Source organism: Microcystis flos-aquae FACHB-1344, from assembly GCF_014698375.1.
Taxonomy (GTDB): Bacteria; Cyanobacteriota; Cyanobacteriia; order Cyanobacteriales; family Microcystaceae; genus Microcystis; species Microcystis aeruginosa.
Map to the genome: position 1 here is coordinate 1 of NZ_JACJSW010000059.1, position 12,191 is coordinate 12,191.

Consider the following 12,191-nt stretch of genomic DNA (forward strand, 5'->3'; position numbering starts at 1 on the left):
AGAAATCGCAGACGGCGATTTGGTCTGAGATTGAATTTGATTGCTGGTATCTACAATTACGAACTTCGTTACCGACAAAAGGATATATCTTGATTACTTTTGCAAGAGATCTATTGCAAAGGTGAGATGCTCCCTCGAGGTGGTCGGTAGTGGGAACCCTTAGAGAAGGTCAAAACTACACAATATAATCATTCCAGATGAATCCGATAAATTCTAGACTGACAAAACCTTTGTGCCGTCTAGTATTGATATTCTCAATCTTAATTGAAATGACTATATTACTGGACTTACCCCATACATAAATACTAAAAAATCAACAAAACCCTTACTGCAGGTCGCTTCTCAGAAAAAATTGAAAAGACGCTACTGGGTACATTTTTCGCTTGAAAATGGACGTTCGGCGATGCTCAGACGTTCGGCGAAGCTCAGTCGAGCCGTCGAGCCGCTGTACCGTTGACTGTATCTAGAGTCGAGCGATTCCGTAGAGTTGGCTGTATAGTGATCGCTAACCTTATTGTAACAGATGGTGTCATTAATCTCTAGAGTAAGCGATTCCCTCTGTAGCCATGTTTTTGATGGTTTTCTGCCTCGAAACAAGCTATAATAGTGGAAAGGTCAAACTGGAAAATTTTTGCCTCAAACCCTATCTGCGTAAGGACTTCAGGAGTTTGGCGTTTAATAGTTAATTGGTATTATATTGCTTCAACTCAGGCTCTGTAAGACTTTTAGCCATAGCTAGTATTTTTATACTAGGGAAGTTTAGATATTAAAAATATCAGAGCTTAACTGAGTGATGCCGATCAAAAATAAGAGTAAAAATTCTAGTAAAATGAGTATTTAAGTGGGTGGGTGGAATTAAATATAAGATGAACGTAGGTTGGGCTTCGGCCGTGAGATCAGCGTTCGACCGAGCTCACGCCGAGGTCCGAACGGTTGAAGCATGAAACCCAACGCCCGCATGGTTTAGGCTACCGCTAACCCATCCTACAAATAATTGTGCCTCCCTACTTATTAGACATATCTTACTCATTTTCAAACAGTTTAATGGAGTTTTCTTATTCACTTTGGCGAGATTTCTCACCTCAACTGGGTCTTGAAGAATTTCACTGCCATAAAAAGCGAGGGCTGTCAAGAGCCAAAAAGATAAAACAACAAGATACTAATCCTCAATTGATTGGTAAACTCGCACAAAGAGGGATAGCTTATCTTTACAAACATCCTGAATCTATCTCTGCTCAAGGTATTGAATATGTTGGCGATAAGGTTCTCAATTTGCAAAATAGAGATGGAGAAGTAGCTCAAACAATTCAAAATATTTTAGAATTGTATTTTAAATATCCCTTTTTGCAAAATAAAAATGTTATTCATCTTGATTCAGGCAACCAAGCATCTGAAAATATAATACTGCCTATTGACAAGATATACTTAAGAATTAATTATCTTTTTGATTGTGTTATTGAAGAAGAATCTAGAATTCATATAGTAGACTTCAAAACAGGTAAGACACAAGATATAAGACAAGCTTTTGTATATATATTAGTAGGCGATATATATTTTAATTACGAAAAAGAAATAGTAGCATCATTTTATAATTTGGAAACAGCAGAAAGTTCTGAGATTTACTCTCTTGATCCGCAAGAAAAAAATTTTGTTAAACAACGTATACTAGAAATTGCGGTAGCACACAAGCGAGAAATGAAAGATTATAATTGTGGACAAAGGAGTTTTGAAGATATATTTCCCGCCAGCCCTGGACGTGGTTGTTTGAATTGTAGTTATCAATTTTATTGTGAGGACTATGTTGAATATGTCAACGATAATTAATTCTCAAATAGATTATACGAGTACGATGCTTTCTATCAACCATATTGAGAAGACTCGTATTGGGTACTTTTCGGTCAAACAAACTTTATCGGTAGATCAAGGTAATCGTTTATCCTATGAATTGTCTAAAGTTATTGATCATGCTAAATTTATCTACTATCAGGGTAATTTTATCTCTATTCTGACTGCAGACTATTCATCTAAAAATCAAGGAGGTAAATCAAAATGGCAAGAAAAACTAGATGAAATAGTACAAAATCTTCATACAGAAATTGGAATAGCTAAGATAGAAATTGAAAAAATTGATAAATTAGAAAATCCAAAAGCTGAAATAATTTCACGTCTAGCTGTTCGAATTATCCGTTCTTATTTATTAAAACAAGATTACAAAATCAAGGTTAATATAAAAGATAATATATCAGATTTATCAATTTTTAGATATTTAGACCCTTGCCCAGAGAACTTTTCTGGACAAGCTGCTATAGCTTTAAACTGGAAAACATCGGGGTGTTATATGGGAACAGTTAAGCAGTATTGGCTGAGAAATGGTAGAGATAATGACAAGTTAATCAATTTAAGTGTCAATAATAAATTTAATTCTAGAATAGGTGGAATTATACAAGAAATTGTTGGTCTCTGTACCGAATCAGAGAAACAGAGATTATTAAACTATCCTAATGTACATCCCAAAACTCAAGAAGTGATTCGCTCTTGTGATGATTCAGACATAATTGTTGCCGTATTTAATCGAAAATGGCAACAAGATACATATTCTCATTATGTTTTAGACGGCCTAGAGATTTCCATAAATAGAGATAGCGCAGCACTGGTAAAAATTGATTATGATTCCTATCTGCAACAGTCAAAAATAGAATTGCAGGATTGGAAAGCACTACTCGAACAGGGTAAGAAAATAGCAGAATCAGCCTTGTCTATTTGGAATATAATCGTCAATCAATACGTGAACTCTAGAGATTACAGAAATTTATTCTCTGTTTCACAATGGAGACAAGATACCGTTAACCTTCTATTTGGTAATAAATCCGAAAAGAATGTAATTTCTCCCAGAAGTAATCTTAAAAAAGGGCTGTTAGAAGGAGGGGTGTATCGACGGTGTACGGATTTTAATTTACCTTCTAGTCAAATTAGAGCTATCGCTTTAAATCTTACCAACACCTCTGGAAAAACTTTTATAGATAAGTTAAAATCTGAATTGAAAAAATTAGATTTTTCCGTAAACTTTATGGAAAAACTGCTCCTAAATATTCAAGGTAAAATGTCAGAGATGGATGCAGTAGAAATAGAAAATACAATTAAAAAGATATCTGCCTTAGAACCGCATTTAGTGATAACTATACTTCCCAAAGGAGATAAAAAACTTGATATAACTGACCGCGGTAGCTACTATTATCATACCCTTAATCAATTATTATCTAGAGGGATTGCTAGTCAAATGGTAGATGAGGAAAATTTAACTAACTCATATATTTATAATGAATTGATTCTAAGTATTTTAGCTAAACTTGGCAATATCGCTTTTATTTTAGCTGATCCTCTGAAAGTTGCTGACTATTTCATTGGTCTAGATGTTGCTCGTCAGACTAAGCAAAAAACGGTAGGAACAAGAAATGCTTGCGCCTGTGTTCGTATATATGGTTCTCGAGGAGAATTTATAAAATATAAATTAGCGAGTTCTATGTTAGAAGGAGAAGAAATAAATAGTAAAACCTTACGAGAAATTATTCCTTCCGATGAATTATCAGGAAAACGAGTATTAATTTTCAGAGATGGTCGGTTTAGAGGACAAGAATTAAATTTTTTGCGGGAAAGAGCGGCAGCGGTTAATGCAAAAATGATTTTTGTCGAGATCACTAAATCGGGGACGTGTAGATTATTTAATCAAAGGGAAGAGGATTTACAAAAACCTACCCAGTATCTTATTTTTAAACACTCGGAACGAGAGGCTACAGTTGTTACCACTAATCCACCTCTAGCTGTAGGACTAGCACAGCCAATCAGAGTTAGTATCCTTGAGGATGGTGAGATTCCTTCACTAGATGATGTTCTTGAAGCTACAATTAAATTGTGCTTATTGCATCATGGGTCTTATAAAGAAGTAGGAGTACCAGTACCAATTTTTGCTTCTGATAAAATAGGATACAAAATGTTAAAAGGTTTGAGTCATGTAAAACCAGAAGGGTGTCAACAATGGTGGCATTAAAATTTAATTTTACTATGGATAAACTAAATTATTATCAAAACATAATCAAGAAAATTCTCACAGAATATGCAAAATTTTCCTCACAAGTACCCGATCAAGACATAGAAGAAATATTGATATTTGACGATGATAGAAGCCAATATTTTTGGTTTAATATTTGCTGGAAAAATGGCAAAATAATTAAAGCAATTTCCGTTTATCTTCGTCTAAAAAATGACAAAATTTATATTGAAGAAGATTGGACAGAAGCAGGTATCGCCACGGAATTAATGCGCGGAGGAATTCCCAGCAGTGAGATAGTTTTAGCTTTTCAACCTCCCGAAGTGCGACAGTTTACCGAATTTGCGATCGCCTAAAAATTATTCTTTACTTTCTCGTCAGATGAGGAGTAGCTAAAATCGAATATTTAAATATACTTGTTTCTAGGTCATTTCTGCCACTTCATCCTTGACTCGCCGGTTCAAGGGTTAGATATTTTCCGAGCAAAAGTGCTACAATGTAATCTTAGGGGTCAAAATAATCAAGGAGAAGAGCATGGTCAGCAAAATTGATCGCCAAGCATTTTTACAATCCTTAATCGTGCCACCGGGTAAAGAAATTTCTCTACACAAAGACTACGATCCCGGGTTTAAGCCAGACTACATTAGCAAAGAAGATGCCACACTGCTGCTGCAACAGGGGATCGAAAAAATGGCCGAGTTTCAAGATAAACTCTATGCTCAGGATACCTATGCCCTGTTAATTAATCTACAAGCCATGGATGCGGCGGGTAAAGATGGTACGATCAGACACGTTATGTCGGGTTTAAATCCCCAAGGCTGTCAGGTATTTAGCTTTAAAGTTCCCTCGGCCGAAGAACTAGATCACGATTATCTCTGGCGATATTATAAAGCCTTACCTGAGCGGGGTCGTATCGGTATTTTTAATCGTTCCTACTACGAAGAATTATTAGTCGTGCGCGTCCATCAAGATTTATTGGAACGGCAAAAACTCCCCCCGGAAGACAGAACTAAGAAAGTTTGGCAGCGACGTTTTGAGGAGATTAATAATTTTGAAAAATATCTGGTTAACAATGGGGTTATTGTCCTGAAATTCTTTCTCAATGTTTCTAAAGGAGAACAGAAAAAACGATTTTTAGAAAGAATTGATCGCCCCGAAAAAAACTGGAAGTTTTCCGAAAATGATGTCAAAGAAAGAGCTTTTTGGGGTGATTACATGAAAGCCTACGAGGAGGTATTCAATCATACCAGTACCGAGTGGGCCCCCTGGTATATTATCCCGGCTGATCGCAAATGGTTTACCCGTTTAGCTGTGGGGGCGGTTATTTATCACACCCTCGAATCCCTTGGTTTAAAATATCCCACCGTTACCGAAGAACATCACCAAGCTTTACTGAAAGCCAAAGAAATCCTCGAAAACGAGCCAGATTAAAAATGGAAGAAAATCCCCAAAAAGCGATAATTGCCGGAAAATCGATCGTATAATCGATCTCGATTTTCAAGAATTCCCCCTATGAATTATCGCATCGATCGCCGCACCTATGCTGAAACCTACGGCCCCACCGTCGGAGATAAAGTTCGCCTCGCAGACACGGAATTATTTATCGAAGTCGAAAAAGATTTCACCACCTACGGCGATGAGGTAAAATTCGGCGGCGGTAAAGTAATTCGCGATGGGATGGGCCAATCCCCCATTTCTAGGGAAGATGGGGCGGTGGATTTGGTGATTACTAATGCCCTAATTCTCGACTGGTGGGGCATCGTTAAAGCCGATGTGGGCATTAAAGACGGCAAAATTTATAAAATCGGTAAAGCGGGCAATCCCCACATTCAAGATAATGTTGATATTATTATCGGTCCTGCTACCGAGGCATTAGCCGGGGAAGGGATGATTTTGACAGCAGGGGGGATTGATGCCCATATTCATTTTATCTGTCCCCAACAAATTGAGACAGCGATTGCGTCGGGGATTACCACGATGATTGGTGGTGGGACCGGACCTGCAACGGGAACTAATGCCACCACCTGCACCCCGGGAGAATGGAACATCTATCGAATGCTAGAGGCCGCCGAAGCTTTCCCGATGAATTTGGGTTTTTTGGGTAAAGGCAATAGCAGTCAGCCGGAAGGACTAGCGGAACAGGTAAAAGCGGGGGTAATTGGCTTAAAACTCCATGAAGATTGGGGAACCACTCCGGCAGCCATTGATACCTGTTTAAGCGTGGCCGATAAGTACGATGTGCAGGTGGCGATTCATACGGATACTCTCAATGAAGCCGGTTTTGTTGAGGCCACTATCGCCGCTTTTAAAAATCGCGTCATTCACACCTACCACACGGAAGGAGCCGGCGGTGGTCATGCTCCCGATATTATCAAGGTTTGCGGGGAAATGAACGTTTTACCCTCCTCTACTAATCCCACGCGTCCCTATACGACGAATACCTTAGAGGAACACCTCGATATGTTGATGGTTTGTCATCATTTAGACCGGAGTATTCCCGAAGATGTGGCCTTTGCCGAATCCCGCATCCGCCGCGAAACTATTGCCGCCGAGGATATTCTCCACGATTTAGGGGCTTTTAGCATCATTTCCTCCGATTCTCAAGCTATGGGACGGGTGGGGGAAGTAATTATCCGCACTTGGCAAACTGCCCACAAAATGCGGGTACAACGAGGCAGACTGACCGGGGAAACGGGAGAGAATGATAATCTGCGGGCAAGACGATATATTGCTAAATATACGATTAATCCTGCTATTACCCATGGTGTCTCCGATTATGTCGGTTCCATCGAGGTGGGCAAATTAGCCGATTTGGTTCTCTGGAAACCGGCATTTTTTGGCGTAAAACCGGAAATTGTCCTGAAAGGCGGTTTAATCGCCTGGGCGCAAATGGGCGATGCTAATGCCAGTATTCCCACACCCCAACCGGTTTATATGCGTCCCATGTTTGCCTCTTTTGGTGGTGCGATCGCCAAAACTTCCTTGACATTTGTTTCTAAATATGCTATGAAAGCGGGCATTCCTGAGAAGTTAAAGCTGAAAAAAACCGCCGTAGCCGTGTCGAATACGCGCAATATCAGTAAGGCTAGTATGAAGCTTAATGACGCTTTACCGCGCATGGAAGTTAATCCCGAAACCTACGAGGTGCGTGCTGACGGGGAATTATTAATCTGTGAACCCGCTACGGTTTTACCTATGGCCCAACGCTATTTCCTATTTTGAATTCGATTTCAGATTCAGAAAACGGGTTTTTTCAAAAAACCCGTTTTCTTTTTGAATCACAGTTAAGGATTAGTAGGAAGGTTTGGTAAAAATAACTTAACTAATCCTGCCATTAGTGCAGCAACAATAGCAACAAAGATGATTCGATTAGTAAATTCCAAGTTATCTAGTCGTTTATTCACGCCTGTTAATTCTCCTTTAATATTTGCTATGTCAACTCTTAAGTTATTCACTTCTTCAGATAGCTTGTCTATTTTGCTATTAAGTTGTTCAGATAATCTGTCTATTTTGCCATTAAGTTGTTCAGATGACTTGTCTATTTTGTCATTAACTTCTTTGAATTGTCCTACAATAAAGTCTTTTAATTCTTTGAGGTCGTTTTCTGTAAATGTTGCCATTGTGTGACTCTCCTAGTAATTGTTTGTGATACCAATAATCTTACCACTAAGTTTAACTCCTAACCCTTAATCAGTCAAATTGCATCGAAGTTGCATCACCAGAAGGAATAAAACTTGACCAATAAAAAGGATGTTTTTGCTTCTCACCCTTGAGCATTCCTAATTGAATTTGTCGTAAAGCTTCACTGCGTCCTTCTCCTTTTTGTAAGCGTCCATAATAGGCGACCATTAAATCTTTAGTCGCGTCATCAGATACTTTCCAAAGGCTAATTAGTTGGCTTTCTGCTCCAGCAATAACTAAAGCGCGACGCAGACCATAAATCCCTTCACCTACGCTTCTAGTTTGGCGATTTTTTGATGATAATTAATGCTTTATACTGTATATTAATTATCAAATTTAGCCAAGATTTTCAATCCTTCTTCTGGGTTGCCATTAGCTGCCATTTCCTTAAATCTAGTATAGGCATTAAATTCGGCTAAAGTGTTGGTGGAAAGATATTCAATCAGTTTATTGATACTGATTCCTTTTAGTTCATTCATAGAAAACTCCTGATTCTGGCGGTAATTTCCTGAAGAACTTCTAAGAGCGTTGGAGCAGCGGACGAGATTACATTTTCTTCACTGCTGTCATGTTTGTGATGGGGATAGGTTGGGAGGTTCAGCTTTTTATGATGTGGAGTATTATCATAACGGAAAATTAAGGTATTCATGGTATTCATATACTGATAAGCGTACATATTACGATTAATAATTGTTTCGATATTGACAAACTCTCGAATATGCAGAACTGAATTATCAATGAATTTAATTTCGGCTCGAATAAATCCTTCGTAACTATCGCGTTTTTCACAATCTAGCGTAAAAAATTTTATTACTGAACAGGTTGCGATAATTGTTTGAATCTGTTGAAAATAATCTTCAATTAACAAATTCAATTCCTCTGAGTCTTTCTGCTTTTTCCTGTAGGCATTGTAGCATTCGCAATTCGCCAATCCATTCGTCAAGTTCCAGGGTTTCTTGAAATTCGTCGTTTTCGTAGCGATGCAGAAATTCTGCTGTGGACAGTTGATATTTGTCCTCAAATTCTCGCAGTCGTTGTTCGGTACGCTGGATACCCGCTTCAGTGGAACGTAGGGCTTCAGCGATTGCGCCTTCGATTAGAGGTTTGAGGGAGCCGGAGTGATGAGAGATGAGTTTGAGTTCCTTCATAATAGGAAGTCTTGTAGCTACTTTTGCATTATAGACAATTGCTAAGATATCCAGAGGGCGCAGGTTGCTTGTGCCACTACACTAGACCTCTCCAATAATTGTCAAACTAAGGGCTGAAGTCCTTTTGATCTATGGTCAATTTTTGGGTTCATTTTTTCTCTTTTCTCCTTCTCTCTCAGATTATACTTTTGACTTTTGACTTTATTTTCCCTTTTTAGCGTCGTTGGCGAGTTGGTTGGCGCGGCTGACGGGATCAAAACGGAGGCTAGGATTCCACTTTTGGGCGATTTTAAAGCCTTCAATTGCTTCGTTGATTTTGCCTTGTTTGGCTAAGGCTTCGCTTTGTTTCATTAAAATACTCGCACTAGGCTGGGTGAGGTCAGCAGTTTGGCAGGTCGATAATTTAGCCAGCATTTGAGGATTGACAATCAAATAGTTTTTTAACCAATTACAGCCTCGAACCAACAGGCGATCGAGATTTTCCACAGGCCACACCCTCGCATGAGGAAAGTTGCTTGGCTAATTGGAGTATTTCTTCTAGAGTGACAGTATTTTTCATGATTTTTAGTTGGGTGATAGCAAATATTGCATTGTGTTTATGGATATGAACTAAACTCCATCGAAGTTGCATCACCAGAAGGAATAAAACTTGCCCAATAAAAAGGATGTTTTTGCTTCTCACCCTTGAGCATTCCTAGTTGAATTTGTCGTAAAGCTTCACTGCGTCCTTCTCCTTTTTGTAAGCGTCCATAATAGGCGACCATTAAATCTTTAGTCGCGTCATCAGATACTTTCCAAAGGCTAATTAGTTGGCTTTCACTTCCCGCAATAACTAAAGCGCGGCGCAATCCATAAACTCCCTGACCGATTTTAATATCTCCTTTCCCCGTATCGCAAGCGGAAAGCACAACTAATTTGGTTCCGACTAAGTTTAAATTGGTAGTTTCTAAAGCAGTCAAAACCCCATCATCTCCTGCACTTTGACCGATTGTAACTCCTGCTAAAACTAACCCAGAACGCAATAAAGGATTCTCAATAACATTGCTTTCTGGTTTAAAAAAACCATGGGTAGCGATGTGGAGAATATTCGGTTTTTTCACTTGTTTGACGGCGTTTTCTGTGGCTTGAGAACCCGTTAAAACAGTGGCTTGAGGTAAGAGATTTTTAATCGCTTTAGCTTCTTGTTCTGTACCCGGAAGACCGGGAAAAGTAAACTCAGACAGGTCTATGGAACGAGTGAGAGCGACTTTTTCCCCTGCTTTACCATAGAAAGGATCAGCTACAATAAGCGGAGATTGTTGACTAGCAAATTTATCTTTAAGGCGCAGTAAATCCCGTCCAGAAGTGAGATAGGTAATATGATAATTTTCCACTAAGTATTGATTATTTTCATCTACTAAAGCTTCAAAAGGAATTAAATTAAGTGCAGCATCAGGAGAAAGCAGAATTGTTTTAGTATTGCCTAATAATTGACGGATAGGCTGCATCAATGTCTCATCAAGTTGACGCGCTGATTTTTGCAGTTGAGGGAGAGGAGTTTCTGCGTCTGCAAGATTGTCACGAAAGTAAATTAATTTGTCCTCAATCGGTTTAGCTTCCCCTAAATCCTTAGCTTTGATGTCACCATTAGGATAGAGAATATAAACAGCATAACGAGGAATGCCAAAGCGTTGATTTTCAGGTGCTTTAGGATTAAAAGGTCTATAGCGGACTATTTCAACTAAAGCAGCATCAGCAGGAATTAGTTTTTGAATCCCTTCCAGGGTAATGGGTTGGGATAGGCTACGAAATTCGGCACTACGAACACCGATTTTACCCTCTATTTCTTTTGCTTTTGCGGTAACTTCGTTAATTTGTTGACGGTAAATTTCTGGGTTTTTAATATCTTCAGGCTTTTTAAAAGTCAGATTAGATAGTTGAGTCCGAACTTCAATCAGTTGAGTTAATAATTGTTGACTTTCGGGGTCATCAGTACGTTGTCGGAGAATTTGTAAGCTATTGGTTGAAACATCTAAAATTCGTCCTTTGCGTTCTAAGATAGTTTTCAAGGCGAGACGGGTTGCTTCTGGGTTATTGGGTACAGCTTGAAGATTGAGGTAAATCACCGAATTAGTCGTCCCTAAAACCTTTGCCATATAATCTTGTTTTTGCTTGTCATCCCCCATTTTTAGATTTTCTGAGAGGTTGTATTCTTGTACTGCAAGTCCTTGGCTGAGATAATTAATGGCTTGAGGAATATCATCTTGAGACTGGTAAAATACAGCCAAATTGTTGAGACTGGTGGCGGTATCGGGATGGTTGTCTCCTAATTGTTGTTTCCTGATAGCTAAAGCCTGTTTGTAGAGGGGTTCGGCTTCGCTGTATCTTCTTTGAGACTGGTAAAGTGCAGCCAAATTGTTGAGACTTTGTGCGGTATCGGGATGGTTGTCTCCTAATTGTTGTTTACTGATAGCTAAAGCCTGTTTGTAGAGGGGTTCGGCTTCGCTATATCTTCCTTGAACTCTGTAAAGTTCTGCCAAATTGTTGAGACTTTGTGCGGTATCGGGATGGTTGTCTCCTAATTGTTGTTTCCTGATAGCTAAAGCCTGTTTTAAGAGAGGTTCGGCCTCGCTGTATCTTCCTTGGGACTGGTAAAATACAGCCAAATTGTTGAGACCGGTGGCGGTAGCGGGATGGTTGTCTCCTAATTGTTGTTTCCAGATAGCTAAGGCTTGTTTGTAGAGAGGTTCAGCTTCGCTGTATCTTCCTTGAGACTGGTAAAGTGCTGCCAAATTGTTGAGACTTTGTGCAGTTAGGGGATGGTTGTCTCCTAATTGTTGTTTCCTGATAGCTAAAGCCTGTTTGTAGAGGGGTTCGGCTTCGCTGTATCTTCCTTGAACTCTGTAAAGTTCTGCCAAATTGTTGAGACTTTGTGCGGTATCGGGATGGTTGTCTCCTAATTGTTGTTTCCTGATAGCTAAAGCCTGTTTTAAGAGAGGTTCGGCCTCGCTGTATCTTCCTTGGGACTTGTAAAGTAATGCCAAATTGTTGAGACTAATGGCGGTATCGGGATGGTTGTCTCCTAATTGTTGTTTCCAGATAGCTAAAGCTTGTTTGTAGAGGGGTTCGGCTTCACTGTATCTTCCTTGAACCCTGTAAAGTGCAGCCAAATTGTTGAGACTGGTGGCGGTATCGGGATGGTTGTCTCCTAATTGTTGTTTCCTGAGAGAACTCCATAAAAAAGATGATCCAATAGTCAAGTGGTTTGATAAGGGATTTCCACAAACCACTTTGGCAAATGGGGAAGTCGATTAATCTGTTTTTCCAACTCTGCCATT

The 12,191-nt window shown here is 39.3% G+C and carries 12 protein-coding genes and 1 pseudogene; 6 read left to right on the top strand and 7 right to left on the bottom strand.

Translation table 11 applies throughout. The annotated features are described in order from the left end of the window. The 6 genes and pseudogenes from H6G48_RS04360 to ureC form a co-directional block, all read left to right on the top strand. Positions 1-93, top strand: a pseudogene (locus tag H6G48_RS04360) (IS5 family transposase); the annotation flags it as partial. Between the two features lie 951 nt (positions 94-1,044). Beyond that, on the top strand, positions 1,045-1,824 hold the full coding sequence (locus H6G48_RS04365; protein ID WP_190719452.1) for a PD-(D/E)XK nuclease family protein: 780 nt from the start codon (positions 1,045-1,047) through the stop codon (positions 1,822-1,824). Further along, on the top strand, positions 1,808-4,045 hold the full coding sequence (locus H6G48_RS04370) for a Piwi domain-containing protein (RefSeq protein WP_190719455.1): 2,238 nt from the start codon (positions 1,808-1,810) through the stop codon (positions 4,043-4,045). The genes H6G48_RS04365 and H6G48_RS04370 overlap by 17 nt, the downstream gene beginning before the upstream one ends. Before the next feature lie 14 nt (positions 4,046-4,059). After that, a complete protein-coding gene (locus H6G48_RS04375) occupies positions 4,060-4,401 on the top strand; it encodes a XisI protein (RefSeq protein WP_190719458.1) in 342 nt (113 codons plus the stop codon). Between the two features lie 178 nt (positions 4,402-4,579). Beyond that, entirely contained in the window at positions 4,580-5,476 is an 897-nt protein-coding gene (locus H6G48_RS04380) for a polyphosphate kinase 2 family protein (RefSeq protein WP_190719461.1), read from the top strand. Between the two features lie 81 nt (positions 5,477-5,557). Continuing rightward, complete coding sequence (ureC, locus tag H6G48_RS04385) at positions 5,558-7,267, top strand: urease subunit alpha (protein ID WP_002785480.1); 1,710 nt, start codon at positions 5,558-5,560, stop codon at positions 7,265-7,267. 62 nt (positions 7,268-7,329) lie between these two features. Here the strand turns inward: ureC and H6G48_RS04390 are convergent, their stop codons facing one another. From H6G48_RS04390 to H6G48_RS04420, 7 genes are all read right to left on the bottom strand, one after another. Next, positions 7,330-7,665 carry an LPP leucine zipper domain-containing protein gene (locus tag H6G48_RS04390; RefSeq protein WP_149978404.1) on the bottom strand — a complete coding sequence of 112 codons (336 nt, stop codon included), beginning with the start codon at positions 7,663-7,665 and terminating at the stop codon, positions 7,330-7,332. Positions 7,666-7,735: 70 nt separating this feature from the next. Further along, the gene (locus H6G48_RS04395; protein WP_341275483.1) at positions 7,736-7,987 is read right to left on the bottom strand and encodes a CHAT domain-containing protein; all 252 of its coding nucleotides are present in this window, start codon (positions 7,985-7,987) and stop codon (positions 7,736-7,738) included. Between the two features lie 62 nt (positions 7,988-8,049). Then, on the bottom strand, positions 8,050-8,205 hold the full coding sequence (locus H6G48_RS04400; protein ID WP_190356495.1) for a DNA-binding protein: 156 nt from the start codon (positions 8,203-8,205) through the stop codon (positions 8,050-8,052). Continuing rightward, positions 8,202-8,594: a toxin-antitoxin system TumE family protein gene (locus tag H6G48_RS04405; protein ID WP_190719465.1), complete on the bottom strand. Its 393-nt coding sequence runs from the start codon at positions 8,592-8,594 to the stop codon at positions 8,202-8,204. Before H6G48_RS04405 ends, H6G48_RS04400 begins: the two co-directional genes overlap by 4 nt. Beyond that, entirely contained in the window at positions 8,584-8,874 is a 291-nt protein-coding gene (locus tag H6G48_RS04410) for a hypothetical protein (protein ID WP_002754848.1), read from the bottom strand. The genes H6G48_RS04405 and H6G48_RS04410 overlap by 11 nt, the downstream gene beginning before the upstream one ends. A gap of 201 nt (positions 8,875-9,075) precedes the next feature. After that, positions 9,076-9,360, bottom strand: coding sequence for a hypothetical protein (locus H6G48_RS04415; protein WP_190719468.1), 285 nt, complete (start codon positions 9,358-9,360; stop codon positions 9,076-9,078). Positions 9,361-9,470: 110 nt separating this feature from the next. Continuing rightward, the gene (locus H6G48_RS04420) at positions 9,471-12,143 is read right to left on the bottom strand and encodes a CHAT domain-containing tetratricopeptide repeat protein (RefSeq protein WP_423202526.1); all 2,673 of its coding nucleotides are present in this window, start codon (positions 12,141-12,143) and stop codon (positions 9,471-9,473) included. Positions 12,144-12,191: the final 48 nt, after the last annotated feature.